The organism is Pseudactinotalea sp. Z1748 (assembly GCF_049725185.1).
GTDB lineage: Bacteria > Actinomycetota > Actinomycetes > Actinomycetales > Beutenbergiaceae > CALKWS01.
In genome coordinates, this window is sequence record NZ_JBMPQB010000002.1 from 232,435 (window position 1) to 255,801 (window position 23,367).

Annotated in this window: 20 protein-coding genes and 4 tRNA genes; 18 read left to right on the plus strand and 6 right to left on the minus strand. The window is 68.2% G+C overall.

Features of this window, described 5'->3' with window-relative positions:
- Positions 1-111 precede the first annotated feature (111 nt).
- Positions 112-196, minus strand: a tRNA-Tyr gene (locus ACO0LU_RS05320).
- 112 nt (positions 197-308) lie between these two features.
- On the opposite strand from ACO0LU_RS05320, the gene ACO0LU_RS05325 reads away from it, so the two are divergent.
- The 7 genes from ACO0LU_RS05325 (at position 309) to ACO0LU_RS05355 (ending at position 3,279) form a co-directional block, all read left to right on the plus strand.
- Positions 309-812 carry a YajQ family cyclic di-GMP-binding protein gene (locus ACO0LU_RS05325; protein ID WP_424790385.1) on the plus strand — a complete coding sequence of 168 codons (504 nt, stop codon included), beginning with the start codon at positions 309-311 and terminating at the stop codon, positions 810-812.
- Positions 813-893: 81 nt separating this feature from the next.
- Positions 894-966, plus strand: a tRNA-Thr gene (locus tag ACO0LU_RS05330).
- Between the two features lie 42 nt (positions 967-1,008).
- Positions 1,009-1,082 (plus strand) — tRNA-Met (locus tag ACO0LU_RS05335).
- 70 nt (positions 1,083-1,152) lie between these two features.
- Entirely contained in the window at positions 1,153-1,323 is a 171-nt protein-coding gene (gene rpmG, locus ACO0LU_RS05340) for a 50S ribosomal protein L33 (protein WP_424786330.1), read from the plus strand.
- A 21-nt stretch (positions 1,324-1,344) separates the two neighbouring features.
- Positions 1,345-1,797 (plus strand): FAS1-like dehydratase domain-containing protein, encoded by a 453-nt coding sequence (locus ACO0LU_RS05345; protein ID WP_424790386.1) that lies wholly within the window; start codon positions 1,345-1,347, stop codon positions 1,795-1,797.
- Complete coding sequence (locus ACO0LU_RS05350; RefSeq protein WP_424790387.1) at positions 1,794-2,210, plus strand: MaoC/PaaZ C-terminal domain-containing protein; 417 nt, start codon at positions 1,794-1,796, stop codon at positions 2,208-2,210. The genes ACO0LU_RS05345 and ACO0LU_RS05350 overlap by 4 nt, the downstream gene beginning before the upstream one ends.
- 1 nt (position 2,211) lies before the next feature.
- Positions 2,212-3,279, plus strand: a complete 1,068-nt coding sequence (locus ACO0LU_RS05355; protein WP_424790388.1) for a UDP-N-acetylmuramate dehydrogenase — start codon at positions 2,212-2,214, stop codon at positions 3,277-3,279.
- 61 nt (positions 3,280-3,340) lie between these two features.
- Here the strand turns inward: ACO0LU_RS05355 and ACO0LU_RS05360 are convergent, their stop codons facing one another.
- Positions 3,341-4,375, minus strand: a complete 1,035-nt coding sequence (locus ACO0LU_RS05360; RefSeq protein ID WP_424790389.1) for an adenosine deaminase — start codon at positions 4,373-4,375, stop codon at positions 3,341-3,343.
- 201 nt (positions 4,376-4,576) lie between these two features.
- Between ACO0LU_RS05360 and ACO0LU_RS05365 the strand changes: the two genes are divergently transcribed.
- The gene (locus tag ACO0LU_RS05365; protein ID WP_424790390.1) at positions 4,577-5,932 is read left to right on the plus strand and encodes a phosphotransferase; all 1,356 of its coding nucleotides are present in this window, start codon (positions 4,577-4,579) and stop codon (positions 5,930-5,932) included.
- Positions 5,932-6,339 (plus strand): hypothetical protein, encoded by a 408-nt coding sequence (locus ACO0LU_RS05370; RefSeq protein WP_424790391.1) that lies wholly within the window; start codon positions 5,932-5,934, stop codon positions 6,337-6,339. The genes ACO0LU_RS05365 and ACO0LU_RS05370 overlap by 1 nt, the downstream gene beginning before the upstream one ends.
- Before the next feature lie 27 nt (positions 6,340-6,366).
- On the opposite strand, the gene ACO0LU_RS05375 is transcribed toward ACO0LU_RS05370, so the two are convergent.
- Both ACO0LU_RS05375 and ACO0LU_RS05380 read right to left on the minus strand, forming a co-directional pair.
- Positions 6,367-7,032, minus strand: coding sequence for a response regulator transcription factor (locus tag ACO0LU_RS05375; protein WP_424790392.1), 666 nt, complete (start codon positions 7,030-7,032; stop codon positions 6,367-6,369).
- Positions 7,029-8,504: a sensor histidine kinase gene (locus tag ACO0LU_RS05380; RefSeq protein WP_424790393.1), complete on the minus strand. Its 1,476-nt coding sequence runs from the start codon at positions 8,502-8,504 to the stop codon at positions 7,029-7,031. Before ACO0LU_RS05380 ends, ACO0LU_RS05375 begins: the two co-directional genes overlap by 4 nt.
- 204 nt (positions 8,505-8,708) lie before the next feature.
- On the opposite strand from ACO0LU_RS05380, the gene ACO0LU_RS05385 reads away from it, so the two are divergent.
- The 9 genes from ACO0LU_RS05385 (at position 8,709) to ACO0LU_RS05425 (ending at position 20,783) form a co-directional block, all read left to right on the plus strand.
- Positions 8,709-8,781, plus strand: a tRNA-Trp gene (locus tag ACO0LU_RS05385).
- A gap of 94 nt (positions 8,782-8,875) precedes the next feature.
- A complete protein-coding gene (gene secE / locus ACO0LU_RS05390; RefSeq protein ID WP_424790394.1) occupies positions 8,876-9,388 on the plus strand; it encodes a preprotein translocase subunit SecE in 513 nt (170 codons plus the stop codon).
- Positions 9,389-9,445: 57 nt separating this feature from the next.
- Positions 9,446-10,291 carry a transcription termination/antitermination protein NusG gene (gene nusG / locus ACO0LU_RS05395; RefSeq protein WP_424790395.1) on the plus strand — a complete coding sequence of 282 codons (846 nt, stop codon included), beginning with the start codon at positions 9,446-9,448 and terminating at the stop codon, positions 10,289-10,291.
- 108 nt (positions 10,292-10,399) lie between these two features.
- Entirely contained in the window at positions 10,400-10,831 is a 432-nt protein-coding gene (rplK, locus tag ACO0LU_RS05400; RefSeq protein ID WP_424786319.1) for a 50S ribosomal protein L11, read from the plus strand.
- Between the two features lie 64 nt (positions 10,832-10,895).
- On the plus strand, positions 10,896-11,609 hold the full coding sequence (gene rplA, locus ACO0LU_RS05405; RefSeq protein WP_424786318.1) for a 50S ribosomal protein L1: 714 nt from the start codon (positions 10,896-10,898) through the stop codon (positions 11,607-11,609).
- Positions 11,610-11,917: 308 nt separating this feature from the next.
- The gene (rplJ, locus tag ACO0LU_RS05410) at positions 11,918-12,454 is read left to right on the plus strand and encodes a 50S ribosomal protein L10 (RefSeq protein ID WP_424790396.1); all 537 of its coding nucleotides are present in this window, start codon (positions 11,918-11,920) and stop codon (positions 12,452-12,454) included.
- A 68-nt stretch (positions 12,455-12,522) separates the two neighbouring features.
- Positions 12,523-12,912, plus strand: coding sequence for a 50S ribosomal protein L7/L12 (gene rplL / locus ACO0LU_RS05415; RefSeq protein ID WP_424790397.1), 390 nt, complete (start codon positions 12,523-12,525; stop codon positions 12,910-12,912).
- Between the two features lie 378 nt (positions 12,913-13,290).
- On the plus strand, positions 13,291-16,794 hold the full coding sequence (rpoB, locus tag ACO0LU_RS05420; RefSeq protein ID WP_424790398.1) for a DNA-directed RNA polymerase subunit beta: 3,504 nt from the start codon (positions 13,291-13,293) through the stop codon (positions 16,792-16,794).
- Between the two features lie 98 nt (positions 16,795-16,892).
- On the plus strand, positions 16,893-20,783 hold the full coding sequence (locus ACO0LU_RS05425; RefSeq protein WP_424790399.1) for a DNA-directed RNA polymerase subunit beta': 3,891 nt from the start codon (positions 16,893-16,895) through the stop codon (positions 20,781-20,783).
- Between the two features lie 77 nt (positions 20,784-20,860).
- Here ACO0LU_RS05425 and ACO0LU_RS05430 read toward each other — a convergent pair whose 3' ends face one another.
- Entirely contained in the window at positions 20,861-21,781 is a 921-nt protein-coding gene (locus ACO0LU_RS05430) for a ChbG/HpnK family deacetylase (protein ID WP_424790400.1), read from the minus strand.
- A partial coding sequence (locus tag ACO0LU_RS05435; protein WP_424790401.1) for an MFS transporter occupies positions 21,778-23,367 on the minus strand: 1,590 nt, incomplete at its 5' end. The genes ACO0LU_RS05430 and ACO0LU_RS05435, both read right to left, overlap by 4 nt.

Sequence of the window (23,367 nt, forward strand, 5' to 3'; positions counted from 1 at the left end):
GGCCCGGCGGCTCGCCCCTCCGGTTCGGGCGGAGGGGATGCGCTACCCCGGGCGATCGATGCCTGCACACGCAACGGAGCCCGGACCCTCGTGTGGGTCCGGGCTCCGTGGTGGTGGCGGGTGCAGGATTCGAACCTGCGAAGCGTGACGCGGCTGATTTACAGTCAGCTCCCTTTGGCCGCTCGGGCAACCCGCCGTATGGTCGGCACTAGCGCCGGATGGCAGAATACCAAGTTCGCGGCGCGGCTGTGACCATCGGGTCGCCAACGTCACACCCCCAGTTCCCCCAAGCATCAAGGAGGGCCACCGTGGCCAGCGTTGCCTCGTTCGACGTCGTGAGCAAGATCGACCGCCAGGAGGTGGACAACGCCCTGAACCAGGCCGCCAAGGAGGTCTCCCAGCGCTACGACTTCCGGGGCGTGGGCGCCGGGATCGAATGGTCCGGCACCGAGGCGGTGGTCCTGACCGCCAACTCCGCCGAACGCGTGCTGGCGGTGCTGGACGTGTTCCAGAGCAAACTCATCCGCCGGGGCGTCTCGCTCAAGGCCCTGGACACCGGTGCGGGGGAGCCGCAGCCCTCCGGTAAGGAGTACCGTCTGGTGGCCACCCTCAAGGAGGGCCTGTCGAGTGAGAACGCCAAGAAGATCACCAAACTGATCCGCGAGGAGGGGCCCAAGGGCGTCAAGACCCAGATCACCGGGGACGAGGTGCGGGTGAGCGACAAGTCCAGGGACAACCTGCAGGCCGTGATAGCGATGCTCAAGGAGGCCGATGACATCGATGCGGCGCTACAGTTCGTGAACTTCCGCTGAGGCGGCTGCGATGAGACGTGGTCATCGTCACGTCCCAACGATTTCGCTGAACGGGCACTGACGTTGTAGCCTCGTTGCGCCGCCCCGATAGCTCAGTCGGCAGAGCGTCTCCATGGTAAGGAGAAGGTCAAGGGTTCGATTCCCTTTCGGGGCTCTGGTTCATCGCGCGGGCTCTGTGGCACGATGCGTTGAGCACGGCGGGGTAGCTCAGACGGTAAGAGCGCACGACTCATAATCGTGAGGTCGCGGGTTCGATCCCCGCCCCCGCTACACGGAGAATCACCAGCACCACCACCTGCCGGAACCGTCGCGGCAGGACCTGCGAGCGTAAGGAAGACCAGTGGCCAGCAAGTCCGCGGACGTCCGCCCCAAGATCACCCTTGCCTGTGAGGTGTGCAAGGAGCGCAACTACATCACCAAGAAGAACCGTCGGAACAACCCCGACCGGTTGGAACTGGCCAAGTACTGCTCCCGCTGCAACGCCAAGACCAACCACAAGGAGACGCGCTGATTCGGCGCTAGCATGAACGGCATGGCACACGTCGATGCCGACTACCTAGGGCGGGTGTTCACCGGAACCCCGCCCTACGTCGTCTCCGAAGTCAAACTCACCGAGTTCGCCGACGCCGTCGGCGCCACCTCCCCGTTGCACACCGATCCCGAGGCGGCTCGCGCCCGCGGCTACCGCCACGTGATCGCGCCGTCGACCTTCGCCGTCGTCGTCGCGCAGCGCGCCGAGGCAGAGTACATCTCCGATCCCGGTGCCGGGATCGACTTCTCCCGCGTGGTCCACGCCGAGCAGGCCTTCGACCACCACCGCCCGATCACCGCCGGGGACCGGCTGCACACCGCTGTGCACGTGGCCGGCATCACCGAACGCGCCGGCATCACGATGGTCACCACTCGTACCGAGATCACCGACGACGACGGCGCGCCGGTCTGTGCGGTCACCTCCACCCTGGCCGTGCGCGGGGAGGGGCGATGAACCCGCTACGCGCCGGCGTCGAACCCGGCACCGAACTGTTCACCGTCACCACCGAGGTGGATCGTGACCGCCTGGTGCGCTACGCCGGTGCCAGCGGTGACTTCAACCCGATCCACTACAACGACCGCATCGCCACCGAGGTTGGCCTGCCCGGGGTGATCGCCCACGGGATGCTGACCATGGGCCTGGCTGCCTCCGCCCTGAGTGATCACCTGGGCGATCCCGGGGACGTGCTGGGCTTGGCCACCCGGTTCACCCGTCCCGTCCCGGTACCGGACCCCGGTCAGGTGCAGGTACGCATCAGCGCCACCGTGCGCAGCGCTGAAGGCGACGTCGCGCTCGTGGACCTGGCCGTGAAGGTGCAGGACCGGGCGGTGCTGGGCAAGGCCCAGGCGAAGGTCCGGCTGCACTGAGATGACCGGTACCCCCTCACTGGCGGAGTTGACCACCCTGCGTGTGGGTGGGCCGGTGCACACGTTCGTGGCCGCAGCCGACCAGGCGACGATCATCGAGACCGTGCGGGGCGCCGACGCCAACTCTCGCCCACTGCTGGTGCTCGGCGGCGGGTCGAACATCCTGGCACCGGATGCCGGATTCGACGGGATCGTGGTCCAGGACCAGCGAACCGGGGTGTCGGTGCAGGAGGCCGGGACCGGCCAAGGCGTGAGGGTCACCGTCCCCGCCGGTCAGGACTGGGACGGGTTCGTCGCCCGGGCGGTAGCAGAGGGGTGGCAGGGGGTGGAGGCGCTGTCCGGAATCCCCGGGTCCACCGGCGCCACCCCGATGCAGAACGTGGGTGCCTACGGCCAGGAGGTCAGCGAGGTGATCGCCGCGGTGCGCACCTGGGACCGGGCCGAGAGGCGGATCCGCACCCTGTCCCGGACCGACCTGGCCTTCGGCTACCGCAACTCGGTGCTGAAGGAGTCGCTGTACGCCCCGGACTCGCCGTGGTTCCCCACACCCAGGTACGTGGTGCTCCAGGTGCAGTTCCAGATGGTGCAGGCTGACGTCTCCGCACCGATCCGGTACGCCGAACTGGCCAAGACGCTCGGGGTGGCGGTGGGCGAGCGGGTGCCGGCGGCACAGGTGCGCGAGGCGGTGCTGGCCCTGCGGCGCGGTAAGGGGATGGTGCTGGACGCCGATGATCACGACACCTGGAGCGCCGGGTCCTTCTTCACCAACCCGATCCTGGACGCCGCCCGGGCCGCGGCGCTGCCGCCGCAGGCGCCACGGTTCGACGCCGGGCAGGGCCGGGTGAAGACCTCGGCTGCATGGCTGATCGCCCAGGCCGGATTCGACAAGGGCTACGGGCTGCCCGGAGCGGCCGCGTTGTCCACCAAGCACACCCTGGCGCTGACCAACCGTGGCGGCGCGCGCGCAGCCGATCTGGTCGCCCTGGCGCGCACGGTACGCGCCGGCGTGCAGGAGCGCTTCGGGGTGGAACTGGTCCCGGAGCCGGTCGTGCTGGGTGGGAGGCTGTAGCGCCGACGCTCTCGCGGTGTGGCGTATCCGCCCCTGACCGGTGGCCCGGAGGTACCTGCCTTCAGTCCCCGGCGAGCCAGTCGTCCACACCGGCCAGCAACCGCCGGCGCACCGAGTCGGAGGCCAGGCTTGCGCGGATCGAGGAGCGTGCCAACTCGGCCAGTTCCGGGTCGGTGAACCCGTGCACCTCCCGGGCCGTGCGGTACTGGTCGGTGAGGCGGGAGCCAAAGAGCAGCGGGTCGTCGGCGCCTAGCGCCACCTGCGCTCCGGCGCCCACCAGTGTGCGCAGCGGAACCTCATCCGAGCCCGGGTAGACACCCAGGGAGACGTTCGAGCCCGGGCACACCTCCAGAGCGATCCCGGCATCCACCACTCGGTCCAGCACGCGGGGATCCTCCGCCGACCGGACCCCGTGGCCGAGCCGATCCGGTCGCAGGGTTCCCAGGACCTCCTCGATATGGTCCGGACCGAGGAGTTCCCCGCCGTGGGGTACCAGGGCCAGCCCGGCCCGGGCCGCGATCGCGAAGGCAGGGCCGAACTCGCTGGTGTCACCGCGCCGTTCGTCATTGCTCAGCCCGAACCCGACCACACCGCCCGGGGAGTCCGAGGCATACCGGGCCGCCAGTCGGGCCAGCACGCGGGCATCGAGGGGGTGGCGCACCCGGGAGGCGGCCACCACGATGCCGATATCCACTCCGGTGGCCGTGCTGGTCTGCTCGGCCTCATCCAGGACCACCTCCAGGGCCGGGGTCAGGCCGCCCACGAACGGGGCGTACGAGGTGGGGTCGACCTGGAGCTCCAGGCGACCGGAGCCCTCCTCGGCATCAGCCTGTGCGGCCTCCCGCACGATCCGGCGCATGGCCGACTCCGAGCGGACCACTGCCCGGGCGGCGTCGTACAGGCGCTGGAAGCGGAACCAGCCGCGCTCGTTGGCCGGCAGCCGCAGTGGGTCCAGCCCGGCGGCATGCTCCCGCAGGCTCTGCGGCAGCCTGATGCCCGCCTCGTCCGCCAGGTCCGACAACGTCTGCGGGTGCATCGAGCCGGTGAAGTGCAGATGCAGATGCGCCTTGGGCAAGGAGGAGAGATCGCGAGGCACGGTCCTACCCTAGGACCCCTCCGGCACTGCCCCGGGCCGGTGCTTCGGCCGGTGCTTCGGCCGGTAGCGGGTGCCCGACGTGATGGGCACCACCTCGCCGCCAGGTCGCTGCGGTCGCCTAACCGCTGCCCGCGCGCGAGGATGAGAGGGTTCTCATCCGGGGTTCATCCGATCGTCATCGTGTTGGAGTGTGGTGCCACAATGACCTCCTCCGGGGCCACGTCCCGCACCGATGCCGACTCCGAGCACGCCGACCTCGCACTCCTGCGCGGTTCCGGCCGCACCGCCATGGTCGAGGCGGCCCTGACCGGCTCGAAGCAGTTCGATCCGGGAACCGACACCGACCTGCAGGTCAGCGTGCACCAGGTGCACCACCGCCCGGGCGCGGGCGTCAGCGTGGGTTACTCGGTGAGTTTCATCTCCCGGGGGCATCGGGTGCACGATTACGTGGTGGCGTCCACATCGCCTGCGGCGACCGGTGGGGAGGGGGTGGCCCTGCTGGACGACGGCGTGCGTCAGGTCAGGATGTGGCGCCGCCCGTTCGACCCGCTGCTGCCCGGGCTGCGCTCGGCAAGCGACCCCGAGGTGGTGAGTTCCTGGCTGCCGGCGTCCGGGTTGGGCAGTGCCGGTGCGGTGGCGATCCGAACGGTCAGTTACCGGCCGACCCGCCGCGCGGTGCTGCGGGTGGAGAGCGCTGCGGGCACGGTGTTCGTCAAGGTGCTGCCCGAGCGGAAGAGTGCAGACCTGATCGCTCGGCACCAGTTGCTCGAATCTGCCGGGGTACCGGCCCCGCGGGTCCTGGCCACGCCCGTGCCGGGCGTGTGCGTGCTCAGCGCGGCTCGCGGCTCGCCGTTGGCTCAGGCGATCGCCGGTGCGGATACCCATCCCGGGAACCTGCCCGAGCCTGCGGAACTGGTGCGCTGGCTGGATCTGCTGCCCGAGCAGACCCTGACGCTGCCCCGGCGACCGTCCTGGTCGGATCGGCTGGACTTCCACACCGCAGCGGCCGCCGCAGCACTTCCGGAGCAGGCCGATGAGGTGGTGGACCTGGGCGCCCGCCTGGCCGAGGCGTTGACCGTGGTATCCGAGGAGGAGGAGGTGCCCACCCACGGTGACTACTACGAGGCCAACGTGTTCACCAATGGTGGCACGGTCAGCGATGTGATCGACATCGACTCCCTCGGGCCCGGCCGGCGCAGTGATGACCTGGCGACGATGCTGGGGCACATAGCGGTCCTGCCGGACCTGGCCCCCCAGGTCTACGCCCACACACCCGAGGTTCTGCAGCGGATGCGGCAGGACTTCGAAACCCGGGTCGGTGCGCACGCGTTGCGCGTGCGTACTGCCGCCGTGGTGCTGTCCCTGATCGCCGGCGCCACCCCGGACCAGGCCCGGGCAAGGCTGCGGATCGCCACCCAGTGGGCGCACGCCTCGGTCCGCACCCGGCGCGGGGCGAACTCGAATCTGAGAGAACTCTCATCTGCATCTCCGGTCCCTCTCATGCACGCCACCGATGATGAAGTCATTGCGAACTCGCTCGGACAGAAGGACGGATGATGAGTAGACGCACATGGACGGCCGCCGGCGCACTGGGTGTGCTGGGCGTGGCCGGTGGCGGCATCGTGGCCATGGCAGATGCGCCGAACGACGCGAGCCTCGAGGGGGTGTCCCTGACCGGTCAGAACGCGGACCAGAGCGCGGTGGAGCGCAGCGGGTCCGCGGTGAGCCAGGTACGCGCCGCTTCCGGTCCGACCAAGGCCGAGCCGGGGAACGTGAGCTTCTCCGCACCCTCACTGACCAGCCCGGTGAGCCCGGACAGCCCCGCAACGCCGCCGAGCCCGAACTCCCCGCCCTCGCCGGTGAGCCCGCCCAGCCCGAACACACCGCCGTCTCCACCCAGCCCAACCAGCCCGCCCAGCGCCGACTCCCCGGACTCCCCGCCCTCGGCTGACTCCGGCGACTGAGGCAGCCGGTCCCCACCGATGGCGGACTCAGGGTGAACTGAGCCGGTAGCCCATTCCGCGCACGGTCTCGACGTGCTCAGTCCCGAGTTTCTTGCGTAGGTAGCGCACGTACACATCCACCACGTTGGAGCCCGGGTCGAAATCGTAACCCCACACCCGGGAGAGCAACTGCTCACGGCTGAGGACCTGACCCGGGTTGCGCAAGAACGTCTCTGCAAGGGCGAACTCGCGTGCGGACAGGTCCACGACCCTGTCACCCACGTGGGCCTTACGGGTGCGCAGGTCCAGGGACAACCCTCCATGGCGCAGCACAGTGGTCTCACCGGACCTGCCATCGGTGCGCAGCCGCAACCGCACCCGGGCGAGCAGTTCCTCGAACTGGAATGGCTTGGCCATGTAGTCATCGGCGCCTCCCTCCAGGCCGGCCACGGTGTCGGAGACCGAGGAGCGAGCGGTCAGGATGATCACCGGCATCATGCTCTGCATCGCCCGGATGCGCTTGAGCGCGGTGAAGCCGTCCTGGTCCGGCAGGCCCAGATCCAGTATGAGCAGGTCGAACTCTCCGGTGACGGCGAGGTCCACCGTCTCCCCGGCGGTACCCACCACGGTCGGCGAGTAACCGGCAGCGCGTAACCCTTTGGCCACGAACGAGGCGATTCGTGGTTCATCCTCGGCGATGAGGATCTGACTCATGCTGCCTGCTCCGTCCTGTCGAGCTGATCGGTGAGGCCGTACAGGGGTAGGACCAGGGTGACCGTGGTGCCTTGTCCGAGCGCGGACCGGATGGTGACGTGCCCTCCGTGGGCCTGTGTGATGGATCGCACGATCGGCAGGCCCAGCCCGGAGCCCTCGATCGCGGGGTCCAGCCGCTCGAACCGCCCGAAGATCTTCTCGAAGTTCTCCTCGGCGATCCCGGTGCCCTCGTCGCGGACCCACAGGTGCAGGGCGGACTGCTCAACGCGGGACCCGATCGCGATCCTGCTCCCGGACTCGGAGAAGCGCACGGCGTTGACGCACAACTGCAACAGGGCCTGGGTGAGCCGCTGGGGGTCCACCGGGGCGGTCACGTCGGCCAGGGAGTCCAGGCTCCACTGACGCTCCCCGAGCAGGCGTGCCTTGCCCAGCACCTCGTCGGTCAACATCGCGATGTCGGTGGGACGCGCGGCCACGAAGTCCGGTCGGCGGGCGCGTGCCAGCGTCATCAGGTCGTCCACCAGGCGGTTCATCCGGCCGATCTCCTCCAGCAACATGTCCTTGGTGGCCTGGGTGTCCTCGGGGTCGCTGGGGTCCATCAGTTCCAGGTGTCCCTGCACGATCGTCAGCGGCGTGCGCAGTTCGTGGCCGGCGTCGTCGAGCAGTTGACGCTGGGAGGCGAAGGCCTGCTCCAGGCGTTCCAGCATCTGGTTGAACGTGCCCGTCAGGGCGGCCAGGTCGTCATTGCCCACCACCGGTATCCGCAGCGACAGGTCAGTGGAGGAGATCGACTCGGCAGTCTCACCCAGCAACCGGATCGGGCGCAGCACCCGGCCCACGGTGAACCAGCCGATCGCACTGATCACCAGCAGGGAAACCACACCCACCAGGGCGTAGAGCTGGTAGGTATCGGCCATGGCCGTGTGCTCGGCGCCCCGGTCGAAAGCCATCACCAGCGTGCCCAGACTCTCGTCGCCCTCGATGCGCACCGGCACTACCGCCGCGCGGTAAGTGGTCTCGGAGGTCTCGATCATGGTGAGCCGCCCCTGCGGGGTGGTGCCGGCGGCGCCTGCGGCGGCCTGGGCGGTGAGGATCTCACCCAGAGCCGCCATCAACTCCGGATCGTCCTCCAGCCGGAGTTCGACGATAGTGGGCGCGGTGTTGCTGAGTTCGCCCTCCAAGAAGGCCAGGCTGCCCTCGTTCGGGGACATCGCGATGCGTTGCAGGCCAGTGCGCAGCAACGCCGCGACCGAGTCGAAGGGCGCGCCGGTGCGCGGGTCCAGTCCCTGATCTGCCAGGGTGTGGAACTCGCTCACGTTGCGTTCCAGCGCGTTGTCGATCTGGGCGTCCACCCGCTCGCGCTCGAAGTAGAACGCGGTCAGCCCGGCCACCGCCAGTGCGAGCATCGCCATGAACACAAGGCTGCCCAGTACGCGCGTGCGCACGCTGATCCCGTGGCGTCCTGCCTTCACCCGGCAAGTATGACCCGTCCACCCGTGGCCGAGGCGCATCGTCCGCCCGGGCCCACGCGACAGATGAACGGCTGCTGACGTGATCTTGGCGACGGTGGTTCGACCTCGGGGTCGGATGCGCGTACACTCGAGGCCGGTGGTTGACGTGCACCAGGCTGGTGTGTGCCCTGAATCAGGGATTCCCGGTCGTCACGACAGCATCGAAGGGCAGTGGCGCAATTGGTAGCGCACCGGTCTCCAAAACCGGCGGTTGTGGGTTCGAGTCCCGCCTGCCCTGCAGAGCAGGTCGTCCCAGGGACGGCCCGCCGAGCACCTTCGCGAGTCGCGTTGAGTGCACCACCTGGACACCCATGGAGTAGGGGAAGACTGTTGTGAGCACATCCACGAACGCGCCCGGTGATCCCGGACGCGACCGGGATGATGACGCCGCCGATCCCGACGGCGCTCAGGCGCAACCTGGCGAGGGTGTCGACAAGGCCCGGGCAAACCCGGCTTCCGCGGGTGAGGATGCCGGCGCCGGCGCGGAGGGCACCGCAGTATCCAGCGGCCGGGATGTAACCAAAAAGGTGCGCCAGGAGGCCCGCAGGTCCGAGGCGGCGGCACGCAAGACCGGGGGCGCCGCGGGCAAGCGGCCTGCGCGCAAGCCGGCCCCGAAGACCTCCGCTGTTCCTGGTCGGGAGGGTGAGGACCTGGGCTTCTTCGCCAGGATCGTCTTGTTCGTGCGCCAGGTCATCACCGAGATCCGCAAGGTGGTCACCCCCACCCGCAACGAACTCGTCACCTTCTCCGTGGTGGTCGTCGTGTTCATCCTGGCGATGATGGCCTATGTGGGCGTGCTGGACTACGCCATCGGCCGGCTCGTGCTGTGGGTGTTCGGCAACTAGTTCTATGACCGGGTTGTGCCACCCGGCCCCAATCAAGTGAGGAAAGCAGGACAGGACGTGTCTGAGGAGACCCCCGACGTGCACGAGCGGACCGACGACGCCGTCGGCGACGGCGCGGCCCCGGCCGAGACCGCCGAGCAGGAGGCGACCGAGGCGCCTGCGCCGACGACGCCAGAGCCCACCGAGCAGGAGGCGACCGAGGACCAGGCGCCAGAGTCCACCGAGGTGGACGAGAGCGCTGCGGCCGGACCGAGCGACGGCGAGGCGAACGGCGACGGCGTGGCCGCCGCCGTGGAGGACGAGGACCCGGTGGAGGCATTCCGCAGGGAACTGCGGACCCTGCCCGGCGAGTGGTACGTGATCCACTCCTACGCAGGATACGAGAACCGGGTGAAGGTCAACCTGGAGTCGCGGATCCAGTCCTTGAACATGGAGGACTACATCTTCCAGGTCGAGGTGCCGATGGAGGAGGTCGTGGAGATCAAGAACTCCGTCCGCAAGGTCGTCAAGCGGGTCCGGGTACCCAGTTACGTGTTGGTGCGTATGGACCTGACCGATGAGTCCTGGGGAGCGGTCCGCCACACCCCTGGGGTGACCGGCTTCGTCGGGCACGCCCACGCCCCGGTGCCGCTGACCCAGAACGAAGTGGTCTCCATGCTCTCGCCGATGATCGAGCAGAAGGCCCCGGTGCAGCGCGCCGGTGCCGCCGCTTCCGGCGCACCCGCAGTGCAGGTGGACTTCACCGTCGGGGAGTCGGTCACCGTCACCGACGGCCCCTTCGACACTCTCCCGGCTACGATCTCGGAGATCAACGCCGAGGGCCAGAAACTCAAGGTGCTGGTCTCGATCTTCGGCCGGGAGACCCCGGTGGAGTTGTCGTTCAACCAGGTCGCCAAGATCTAGTCGGGGAACGAATCAGATGTGGGGGATCCACCCCCGAACCGGGAGCGCCGCTCTCGGATGCAACCGGGTCATCGCCCATGGCGTGGGCCCACAACACAGGAGAGAAACATGCCCCCCAAGAAGAAGGTCGCAGGCCTGATCAAACTCCAGATCCAGGCTGGTGCCGCCAACCCCGCGCCGCCGATCGGCCCCGCGCTGGGTCAGCACGGCGTGAACATCATGGAGTTCTGCAAGGCCTACAACGCCGCCACCGAATCCCAGCGCGGGAACGTGGTCCCGGTGGAGATCACGGTGTACGAGGACCGCTCGTTCACCTTCATCACCAAGACCCCACCGGCTTCCGAACTGATCAAGAAGGCCGCCGGTGTGGCCAAGGGGTCGGGCACCCCGCACACCTCCAAGGTCGGCTCGCTGACGGCGGACCAGGTCAAGGAGATCGCCCAGACCAAGATGGAAGACCTCAATGCCCGGGACGTGGACGCGGCGGCGAAGATCATCGCCGGCACCGCCCGCTCGATGGGCATCACGGTCCAGAACTGATCAACTGATCACCCCAGTGGGAGGGCCGGCGCGGCCCGCACCACGACTGCACAAGGAGAAGCAGATGACACAGCGCAGCAAGACCTACCGCAAGGCGGCCGAGAAGGTCGACCGTTCCCGCACGCATAGCCCGATCGAGGCGATCCGGCTGGCCAAGGACGGCTCGGGCACCAAGTTCAACGCCACCGTGGACCTGGCCCTTCGCCTGGGCGTGGACCCTCGCAAGGCCGATCAGATGGTGCGTGGCACCGTGAACCTGCCCCACGGCACCGGTAAGACCGCCCGCGTGGTGGTATTCGCCGTCGGCGAGCGCGCCGAGCAGGCCCTGGCCGCCGGTGCCGACGAGGTCGGCGGTGACGAGTTGATCGAGAAGGTCGCCGGCGGGTACACCAACTTCGACGCCGCCGTGGCCACCCCGGACCTGATGGGTAAGGTCGGTCGGCTGGGCCGGGTGCTGGGCCCCCGTGGCCTGATGCCCAACCCCAAGACCGGGACCGTGACGATGGACGTGGCCAAGGCCGTCACCGACATCAAGGGCGGACGCATCGACTTCCGTGTGGACAAGCACGCCAACCTGCACCTGATCATCGGCAAGACCTCCTTCTCCGAGACCCAGCTCGCGGAGAACTACGGTGCGGCCATGGAGGAGATCCAGCGGCTCAAGCCCGCCTCCGCCAAGGGCCGTTACATCAGCAAGGCGACGCTGAGCACCACGATGGGTCCGGGTATTCCGGTCGATCCGACCCGCACCCGGAACTTCACCGAGGAGGATGAGTGAGTCACTGACTCACCTCCGTCTGCGACGGCCCGGTACCCACGCGGGTTCCGGGCCGTCGGCCTGCCGGGCCTGTGGTGGTGTTCACAGTGCCCGGACTTGGAGCCGCGGATCGACCGCGCTACAGTGGAGGCTGCCCAAGACCGCAGGTCGCCCGTCACCCGACGGGGCTAAGCCCGCATGACGCGGGGCCGGCGCAGGTGATCGAGTTCGACCCGGAGTTGCCTCCGGTCCCACGAGCCCCGTCACGTGCGCGGGGCTTTTGTCATGTCAGGCCCGGCTCGCGGCAAGCAACGCGAATAGGAGGGCCCATGGCACGCCCTGACAAGGCAGCCGCGGTTGCCGAACTGACGGAGCGCTTCCGGCAGTCCGACGCCGTTGTGCTGACCGAGTACCGCGGGCTGACGGTGTCCCAGCTCAACGAGTTGCGTAACTCCCTCGGTGCCACCACCACCTACCGGGTGACGAAGAACACCTTGACCGCGATCGCGGCCAAGGAAGCCGGTGTCACGGCCTTCGACGACCAGTTCAACGGTCCCACTGCGATCGCCTTCATCGACGGCGACCCCGTCGAGGCGACCAAGGGTCTGCGCGACTTCGCCAAGGACAACCCGAGCCTGGTGATCAAGGCCGGTGTCCTGGACGGACGCTCGCTCAGCGCCGAGGAGATCAACAAGATCGCCGACCTGGAGTCGCGCGAGGTGCTGCTGGCCAAGTTGGCCGGGGCCCTCAAAGCGACCCTGCACCAGGCGGCCTATGTCTTCAACGCCCCGGCGGCGAAGGCAGTGCGCACCATCGAAGCCCTGCGTGAGAAGCAGGACAACCCAGAGAACTCCGCCGCGGCCTGACCGCCCGGAGACTCACCATCCCCGCTGCTTCTCTCGCAAGCAGTACCAACCAGGAAGGAACGCCAACCATGGCGAAGCTCAGCACCGAAGAGCTCATTGACGCTTTCAAGGAACTGACCCTGCTCGAGCTCTCCGAGTTCGTCAAGCAGTTCGAGGAGACCTTCGAGGTCACCGCTGCCGCCCCGGTCGCCGCTGCTGCTGCCGGTCCGGCCGCTGGTGGCGGCGAGGCCGAGGCTGCCGAGGAGCAGTCCGAGTTCGACGTCATCCTCGAGTCCGTCGGGGACAAGAAGATCCAGGTCATCAAGGAGGTGCGCGCGCTGACCAGCCTGGGCCTGAAGGAGGCCAAGGACCTGGTCGACGGGGCACCCAAGCCGGTCCTGGAGGGTGTCGACAAGGAGGCCGCGGACAAGGCCAAGGAGGCCCTCGAGGGCGCCGGAGCCACCGTCAACCTCAAGTGATCCTGCACACGGGCAGGTTGTCCACCAGGCTGCCCGTGTGATCTCGGCCGAGGCCGAGGCGAGGCCCGCATCCCTGCGAATCAGCGGATGCGGGCCTCGCCCGACCGGCCCCCGCTCTCCTCACGGCCCGGACCGGGGATGTGAACCACTCGGATCACCTCCCCGACACGTCGCCGCACCAGTCACGCTGTTGGACAAGCCTCGCGTCAACGGCTATGCTGTCGCTTTGCGCTGTCGTATGCCCCTGGCGGCCCCCACCGGACACCCGCGCAAGTCACGAATCCATACCGATTCGTCGTGTGCCTGGGCCCGAACCCGGGAAGTCGCCACCGGGATCTAGCAGCGCGCGTGCTCACGATCTGCAGGGAAGGACCCCTCTTGGCTGCCTCGCGCACCCCTTCTGCTCCCACCACCGAAGCTATCGAACAACGAACCGCTTCCCGTCGCGTTTCCTTCGCCAGGATCCACGAACCCCTCCAGGCCCCGGACCTGCTCGGTCTGCAGACCAACAGTTTCGACTGGCTGCTGGGTAACGACCGATGGCTGGCCCGCCTGGAGAAGGATGGCGACCCGGCCACCAACTCCGGTCTGGAGGAGATCTTCGAGGAGATCTCCCCGATCGAGGACTTCGGCGGCACCATGTCCCTGTCCTTCCGCGACCACCGCTTCGAGCCCCCGAAGTACAGCGCGGAGGAGTGCAAGGAGAAGGACTTCACCTACTCGGCGCCACTGTTCGTCACCGCTGAGTTCGTCAACTACACCACCGGTGAGATCAAGTCCCAGACGGTTTTCATGGGCGAGTTCCCGTTGATGACCGATCGCGGCACCTTCATCATCAACGGCACCGAGCGCGTCGTCGTCTCCCAGTTGGTGCGGTCCCCGGGGGTCTACTTCGAACGCAGCCCGGACAAGACCAGCGACAAGGACATCTTCACTGCCAAGGTGATCCCCTCCCGGGGCGCCTGGCTGGAGTTCGAGATCGACAAGCGCGACGCCGTGGGCGTGCGGGTGGACCGCAAGCGGAAGCAGTCGGTCACCGTCTTCCTCAAGGCACTGGGGATGACCGAGTCCGAGATCCGCGAGGAGTTCGCCGACTACCCGGCCGTGCTGGACACCCTGGAGAAGGACACCGTCTCCACCCAGGACGAGGCACTGCTGGACATCTACCGCAAGATCCGGCCGGGCGAGCCGCCCACGGTCGAGGCGGGCCAGGCACTCCTGGACAACTTCTACTTCAACGCCAAGCGCTACGACCTGGCCAAGGTGGGCCGCTATAAGTTGAACAAGAAACTCGGCCTGGACGCCCCGCTGTCGGACTCGGTGCTCTCCCGTGCAGATGTGGTCGCCACCATCCGGTACATGGCCGGCCTGCACAAGGGCGATCGGTCCATGGAGGGCGTGCGTGCCGGGGAGTCGATCGAGTTGCCGGTGGAGACCGACGACATCGACCACTTCGGTAACCGGCGCATCCGCGCCGTGGGTGAGCTGATCCAGAACCAGGTGCGCACCGGGCTGTCCCGGATGGAGCGTGTGGTCCGGGAGCGGATGACCACCCAGGACGTGGAGGCGATCACGCCGCAGACGCTGATCAACATCCGCCCGGTGGTGGCCTCGATCAAGGAGTTCTTCGGCACCAGCCAGCTCTCCCAGTTCATGGACCAGAACAACCCCCTGGCCGGGTTGACGCACAAGCGTCGTCTGTCCGCGCTGGGCCCGGGTGGCCTGTCCCGTGACCGGGCCGGCATGGAGGTGCGCGATGTGCACCCCTCGCACTACGGCCGGATGTGCCCGATCGAGACCCCTGAGGGTCCCAACATCGGTCTGATCGGATCGCTGGCGACCTACGCCCGGATCAACCCCTTCGGCTTCGTCGAGACCCCCTACCGCAAGGTTGTCAAGGGTGTCGTCACCGATGACGTGGAGTACCTGACCGCCGACGACGAGGACCGCTTCGTCATCGCCCAGGCCAACGCCGCGGTCGATGAGAAGGGCCGGTTCACCGAGGAGACCGTGCTGGTCCGGACCCGTGGCGGTGAGGCGATCGACGTGCCCGCCGACCAGGTGGACTACATGGACGTCTCGGCCCGCCAGATGGTCTCGGTGGCCACGGCGATGATCCCGTTCCTGGAGCACGACGACGCCAACCGCGCCCTGATGGGTGCGAACATGCAGCGTCAGGCGGTGCCGTTGCTGCGCTCGGAGGCCCCGTTGGTGGGCACCGGGATGGAGCGGCGCGCCGCGGTGGACGCCGGCGACGTGATCGTGGCCTCCAAGCCCGGTGTGGTGACCGAGGTCTCCGCCGACGCCATCGTGGTGGCGCTGGACGACGGGGGCACCCAGACCTACCGGGTGGCCAAGTTCAACCGCTCCAACCAGGGCACCTCCTACAACCAGCGGGTGCTGGTGGACGAGGGCCAGCGCATCGAGGTCGGCTCGGTCCTGGCCGATGGCCCGGCCACCGATGAGGGCGAACTGGCGCTGGGCAAGAACCTGCTGGCGGCCTTCATGTCCTGGGAGGGGCACAACTTCGAGGACGCCATCATCCTGTCCCAGCGACTGGTGCAGGACGACATCCTCTCCTCCATCCACATCGAGGAGCACGAGGTCGACGCCCGCGACACCAAGCTGGGCCCGGAGGAGATCACCCGGGACATCCCGAACGTCTCCGACGAGGTGCTGGCCGACCTGGACGAGCGCGGTATCATCCGCATCGGCGCCGAGGTCGGAGCCGGCGATGTGCTGGTCGGCAAGGTCACACCCAAGGGTGAGACCGAACTGACCCCCGAGGAGCGGCTGCTGCGCGCGATCTTCGGTGAGAAGGCGCGCGAAGTGCGCGACACCTCCCTGAAGGTTCCGCACGGCGAGTCCGGCACCGTGATCGCGGTGCGGGAGTTCAACCGGGACGACGGCGACGAGTTGCCCCCCGGCGTGAACCAGCTCGTGCGGGTCTACATCGCCCAGCGGCGCAAGATCACCGATGGCGACAAGCTCGCCGGGCGGCACGGGAACAAGGGTGTGATCGCCAAGATCCTGCCCGTGGAGGACATGCCGTTCCTGCCCGACGGCACCCCCGTCGACATCATCCTGAACCCCCTGGGCGTGCCCCGGCGGATGAACGTGGGCCAGGTGCTCGAGACGCACCTGGGCTGGGTGGCCAAGCATGGCTGGGACGTCGGCGTGGAGCAGGCCAAGAGCGGCAAACTGCCGGCGTGGGCCGAGCACTTCGCGCCCGAGGCCCTCAGGGGCGATCCGGAGAGCCCGGTGGCATCGCCGGTGTTCGACGGGTTGCACGAGGAGGAGGTACGCGGCCTGCTGGCCTCGACCAACCTCACCCGCGACGGCGAGCAGCTGGTGGACTCCTCCGGCAAGGCGGTGCTGTTCGACGGCCGCTCCGGAGAGCCCTACCCCGAGCCGGTCTCGGTGGGCTACATGTACATCTTGAAACTCCACCACTTGGTGGACGACAAGATCCACGCCCGCTCCACGGGCCCGTACTCGATGATCACCCAGCAGCCACTGGGCGGTAAGGCACAGTTCGGCGGCCAGCGGTTCGGGGAGATGGAGGTCTGGGCCCTGGAGGCCTACGGCGCCGCCTACACCCTGCAGGAACTGCTGACCATCAAGTCCGACGACGTGCCGGGCCGGGTCAAGGTGTATGAGGCCATCGTCAAGGGCGAGAACATCCCCGACTCGGGCATCCCGGAGTCGTTCAAGGTACTGCTGAAGGAGATGCAGTCCCTGTGCCTGAACGTGGAGGTGCTCTCCTCCGACGGAACCTCCATCGAGATGCGTGAAACCGATGAGGAGGTCTACCGGGCTGCGGAGGAACTCGGTATCGACCTGTCTCGTCGTCCCGACGCCAGCAGCGTCGAAGAGATCTGAGGCGCCGCCCTGCCCGGTCCGCGCACGCGCGATCCGGGCAGGGCGAAGCGGCCCATCGCAAAGTTCCACACGGTGATCCACCGAAGGAAGTAGGAAAAGTGCTCGACGTCAACGTCTTCGACGAGCTCCGTATCGGCCTGGCTACAGCGGACGAGGTGCGCGCCTGGTCCCACGGCGAGGTGAAGAAGCCCGAAACCATCAACTACCGGACCCTCAAGCCGGAGAAGGACGGGCTGTTCTGCGAGAAGATCTTCGGTCCCACCCGGGACTGGGAGTGCTACTGCGGAAAGTACAAGCGGGTTCGTTTCAAGGGCATCATCTGCGAGCGGTGTGGTGTCGAGGTCACCCGCTCCAAGGTGCGCCGCGAGCGGATGGGCCATGTCGAGCTCGCCGCCCCGGTGACCCACATCTGGTACTTCAAGGGTGTGCCCTCCCGCCTGGGCTACCTGCTGGACCTGGCCCCCAAGGACCTGGAGAAGGTCATCTACTTCGCGGCCTACATGATCACCTGGGTCGACGAGGAGGGCCGGCACGAGGACCTGCCCAGCCTGCAGAACGAGATCGACCTGGAGGCCGAGCAGATCACCAAGCAGCGTGATCTGAACATCGCCCAGCGCGGTGAGAAGCTCGAGGCCGACCTGACCGAGCTCGAGGCCGAGGGCGCCAAGGCCGACGCACGCCGCAAGGTCAAGGACTCCGCTGAGCGGGAGATGGCCCAGATCCGCAAGCGCGCCGACGCCGAGCTGGAGCGCCTGGAGCAGATCTGGGACCGGTTCAAGAACCTCAAGGTCGCCGACCTCGAGGGTGACGAACTGCTCTACCGCGAGTTGCAGAGCCGCTATGGCACGTACTTCGAGGGCTCGATGGGCGCCGGTGCAATCCAGAAGCGTTTGCAGTCCTTCGACCTGGAGGCCGAGTCCGAGGCACTGCGCGAGGTGATCCGCACCGGGAAGGGCCAGCGCAAGACCCGGGCCCTGAAGCGACTGAAGGTCGTCAACGCGTTCCTGACGACCACCAACTCCCCGGAAGGCATGGTGCTGGACTGCATCCCGGTGATTCCACCGGACCTGCGTCCGATGGTCCAGCTCGACGGTGGCCGGTTCGCCACCTCGGACCTGAACGACCTGTACCGCCGGGTGATCAACCGGAACAACCGGCTCAAGCGGCTGCTGGACCTGGGCGCCCCGGAGATCATCGTCAACAACGAGAAGCGGATGCTGCAGGAAGCCGTGGACTCGCTGTTCGACAACGGCCGCCGTGGCCGGCCGGTCACCGGACCGGGGAACCGCCCCCTGAAGTCCATCTCGGACATGCTCAAGGGCAAGCAGGGCCGGTTCCGGCAGAACCTGCTCGGTAAGCGCGTGGACTACTCCGGCCGGAGCGTCATCGTGGTGGGTCCGCAGCTCAAGTTGCACCAGTGCGGCCTGCCCAAGCAGATGGCCCTGGAACTGTTCAAACCGTTCGTGATGAAGCGGCTGGTGGACCTCAACCACGCCCAGAACATCAAGTCCGCCAAGCGGATGGTCGAGCGTGCCCGCTCGGTCGTGTGGGACGTGCTGGAGGAGGTCATCACCGAGCACCCGGTGCTGCTGAACCGTGCACCCACCCTGCACCGCCTGGGTATCCAGGCGTTCGAACCGCAACTGGTCGAGGGTAAAGCGATCCACCTGCACCCGCTCGTGTGCGCGGCCTTCAACGCCGACTTCGACGGTGACCAGATGGCGGTGCACCTGCCGCTGTCCGCCGAGGCTCAGGCCGAGGCCCGGATCCTGATGCTGTCCAGCAACAACATCCTCAAGCCCTCCGACGGGCGTCCGGTGACCATGCCCTCGCACGAGATGATCGTCGGGCTGTTCCACCTGACCACCGCCCAGCCCGAGGGTGTCGGTGCCGGCCGCACCTTCTCCTCCATCGCCGAGGCGATCATGGCATTCGACGCCGGTGATCTGGCACTGGGTGCCCCGATCGGTATCCGGATGACGGACCTGGTGCCCCCGACCAGCGGTTGGGACGCGCCGGAGGGGTGGAGCGAGGGCGACTCGGTCACCTTCCCCACCACCCTGGGCCGGGCGCTGTTCAACGAGGCGCTACCGGTGGACTTCCCGTACGTGAACTCCCTGGTGAACAAGCGGCTGCTGTCCTCGATCGTGAACGACCTGGCCGAGCGCTACCCGAAGGTGGCCGTCGGGGCCAGCCTGGACGCGCTCATGGACGCCGGGTTCTACTGGGCCACCCGCTCGGGTGTGACCATCGCGATCTCCGACGTGGTCGCCCCGCCGACCAAGAACGAGATCCTGGCGGCCTACGACGAGAAGGCCGCCAAGGTCCAGGCCCAGTACAACCGCGGTCTGATCACCGACGACGAGCGTCGTCAGGAACTGATCGAGATCTGGACCCAGGCGACCAACGAGGTGGACGAGGCGATGCGGGAGCACTTCCCGCAGCTGAACCCCGTGTACCGGATGGTCGACTCCGGCGCCGCCGGTAACTGGATGCAGGTGCGTCAGGTCGCCGGTATGCGTGGGTTGGTGGCCAACCCCAAGGGTGAGATCATCCCGCGTCCGATCAAGTCCAACTACCGTGACGGACTGTCGGTGCTGGAGTACTTCGTGGCCACCCACGGTGCCCGGAAGGGTATGGCCGACACCGCGCTGCGGACGGCTGACTCGGGGTACCTGACCCGGCGTCTGGTGGACGTCTCCCAGGACGTCATCATCCGCGAGCACGACTGCGGCACCGAGCGTGGGTTGACGCTGAAGATCCTGGAGACCGCACCGGACGGCGCCACCTGGCTGGCCGACACCGTGGAAACCTCGGTGTACGGGCGCTCCCTGGCCGGCCAGGTCACCTCCGCCGACGGCGAGGTGCTGGGTGAGAACGGTGACGACGTCGGTGACGTCCTGATCAGCAAGTTGCACGCCGTCGGGGTCACCGACCTCAAGGTCCGCTCCGTGCTGACCTGTGAGTCCCGCGTGGGTACCTGCGCCACCTGCTACGGGCGCTCGCTGGCCACCGGTAAGCTGGTCGACATCGGTGAGGCCGTCGGCATCATCGCCGCCCAGTCCATCGGTGAGCCCGGTACCCAGCTGACCATGCGTACCTTCCACACCGGTGGTGCGGTCAGCACCGAGGACATCACCCAGGGTCTGCCCCGTGTGACCGAGCTGTTCGAGGCCCGCACCCCGAAGGGTGAAGCACCGATCAGCGAGGTCGCCGGACGAGTGGCGATCGAGGAGACCGAACGCTCCCGCAAGCTCGTCGTGACCCCCGACGACGGCAGCGAGGAGATGTCCTACCCGGTCACCAAGCGTTCGCGTCTGCTGGTCGCCGACGGCGATCACGTGGCCGTCGGACAGCAGCTCGTGGTCGGTGCGGTGGACCCGAAGAAGGTGCTGCGCATCCTCGGCCCCCGCGCGGTACAGAAGCACCTGGTGGACGAGGTGCAGGAGGTCTACCGCTCCCAGGGCGTGGACATCCACGACAAGCACATCGAGGTCATCGTGCGCCAGATGCTGCGCCGGGTGACCGTGCTGGACTCCGGGGACTCCAGGCTCCTGCCCGGTGAGCTCTCCGAGCGCACCGTGTTCGAGGACGAGAACCGCCGGACCGTTTCCGAAGGTGGCCAGCCCGCTTCCGGACGGCCCGAGTTGATGGGGATCACCAAGGCCTCCTTGGCCACCGATTCCTGGTTGTCCGCGGCCTCCTTCCAGGAGACCACCAAGGTGCTCACCGAAGCCGCGATGAGCGGGCGCTCGGACTCCCTGCGTGGCCTGAAGGAGAACGTCATCCTCGGTAAGCTCATCCCGGCCGGCACCGGCCTGCCCCGCTACCACAACGTGCGGGTCGAGCCCACCGAGGCGGCCAAGGCCGAGTTGTACCCGAGCTTCGGCTACGACGAGATCGACTACGGTCCGGCCGGCGACGGCGGCGAGTCCATCGCGCTGGAGGAACTGGATCTCGGGCAGGGGTACGAGGCGCCGTACCGCTGACCTCCTGCTCGACACTGAACGGCCCGGCACCGACACAGGTGCCGGGCCGTTCGTTGTTCGCAGCCGGAAGGGGCTCGTCAGGTCCGGATGTCCGCCGCCGCCAGGTCGTGGTGCAGGTCGCCGGAGACCAGCAACTGATACTCCCAGACGCGTTTGCGTGAGTCGGCAGCGTCGGAACCGAGGTGAGTCGCGCCGTCGCGCCCATGCTCGCCCGAACGAGACGCCCCGACGGGAGTGCGGCCGCCCGGGTGGGACCCGCTGTGGTGCGCCCGACCGCCGGGGCGGGCGACGTCGGGGGCGCGGCTGCCGGGGCGAGTCCCGTCCTCGCCGGCTCGGCTGCCCGGGCGAGTCCCGTCGTCGTCGGACTCGGTCCCGGAAGGGACGGCAGGGTGCAGGAAGATCTCGCTGCGGCCGGCCGGCAACTGAGCCATCAGGGCCCGGTAATGGGCGCGCAGGTCCCCGTAACCGGAAATCTCCTGCCCCGGCCGGAAGTCGGTGCAGATCGCCTCGGGCAGGGCGACCCCGGCCTCGTCCGCCGCCGCCAGGAGCGCCGCGTGTCCCGCGGTGCCGTGGGTGAACGCCGGGGGCAGCACGCGGGGCAGTCGCAGCGGCACCCGGTGCGCGGCCGCCACCGCCAGCGCCTCGACGAGTACCCCGCCCGGACGCACCGCCTCCGCGCCCACCCCGTACAACGCGGCCGTGTGCAGGTCCAGGTGCGCCGGTGTGCGGCCGTGGCGGACCATCCGGTCCCACTGGCGTTCGATCTCGGCGTGGATCTGCTCACCGGTGGCCCCGGCAAGCATGGCCGGCGCCAGGGCCACGTGAAGACCGACGGCGATCGGCACCTGGGCTTCGAGGGCTGCCGCGGCATGGGGTGCCTCCACCAGCACCGAGGCGGCGTGCAGCCGACCGGAGACGCCCAGTTCGATGATCGCGGCGTTGACGGCGGGGTCGAAGCCGAAGTCGTCGGCGGTGATGGTCACGGTCCGGCCGCTCATCGGCTCCTCGGGTCCGTCCCGGTACCGGGAGTGGCCGGCTCCTCCACGGCCTGCTCCGAGGGGCGCGCGCCGGCCTGCTCCGGCCCGGGCACCAGCGCTACCTCGGAGATTGCGGGGCGTTGGAACCGGACGAACACCGACAGCACCACGGACGCCGACACCGCTAGGGCCGGCATGTAGGAGATCAGGAAACGGGCCGCGTCGCCGGGCCGCTCGCCGGGAACATCCCCGCTGATGAACCCGTACCGAGCCTCCACCAGCAGGAACGCCAGGCCGATGAAGGCGGCATTGAGCCGGTTGAAGAATCCGAACGCGGCCAGGAACATCCCTTCGCGGCGCTGCCCGGTGCGGGCGGTGTCCTCATCCAGCAGCCGGGCCACGATCAGGTCCATCGTGGCCATAACCCCGGAGTAGCCCAACCCGACCAGCAGCCCGTAGGCGATCGCCGTGGCCAGGGATTCGGCTCGGGACAGGCTCAGCAGCGCCAGCGCCAGCGTGAGCAGCGCGATCCGCCAGACGAGTTCGGGTCCGAAGCGCCGCACCAGCAGTGTCCAGAGCGCCAGGCACAGCACCGAGGAGCCGATCACCGCAGCGAGCAGATAGGTGGCGTAGGCCAGATCCAGGTCCAGGGTGAAGGTGACGAAGAAGGACACCGCGGCCAGCACCAGGGCCATCCCGGAGGAGTAGGCCCCCGAGGTGAGCGCGATCAGCCAGAACTTGCCGTTGCTCGCCATCGCCTTGATGGAGGCAACGATCCTGGGCCGGTCGGTGCCCAGGGCGGCCGGGTCCTCCCGGGCGCCGAGTGCGGAGAAGGTGATCACCACGGCGGCCACGCCCCCGAACACCACCGCCACGCTCACGTAACCGAAAGCGTCGACCAGCATCGGGGAGGCTGCCACCGAGATGATCATCGCGAGCAACTGGAAGCCCTGGCGCATCCCGTTCGCCAGCGCACGGCGCTTCTCGTTCCGGAACAGTTCGGGCAGCAGCGCGCCGTAGTTGGCGTTGATCATTGAGTCGGTGGTGCCGGTGATGATGGTGAAGACGGCGAACCAGACCACCAGAGCTGTGCCGGTGAGGGCATCGGGTGGCCAGAAGAAGCAGATCAATCCGATCGCCAGGGCCGGGGTAGCCAGGACCATCCACGGCTTGCGGCGTCCGAAGCGGGTGCGGGTCCGGTCCGACAGGAAGCCGTACACCGGGTTGTCCAGGGCGTCGATGGCGGCGTAGACGCCCATGGCCGCAGCGAAGGCCCTGCCGTCCATGCCCAGGGCCACCACGTAGAAGTAGGTACCCAGGGTGTTGAACATGTTGATCGGGATGGAGGTGCCGAACATCCCGACGGCGTATCGGGCCGGGGAGGTGGCACGCACGCCCGGTCCAGGGGCGCCGTCGGGAATCGGCCCGCTCGGTCGCGCCATGGTGATCCTCACCTCGGCGGGTGCGCCCGCTGCGAACCCGTCCAGAGCACAATAGCCCGCCGGGTCGTCGTCGGCGGCGGGTTGGGGCATGCGGTGGGGCGCGTTGCGCCGCACCTCTTCGGTGGGGCCACCAGGGGTATGTCTTTCGTCGCCGATCCACCATGC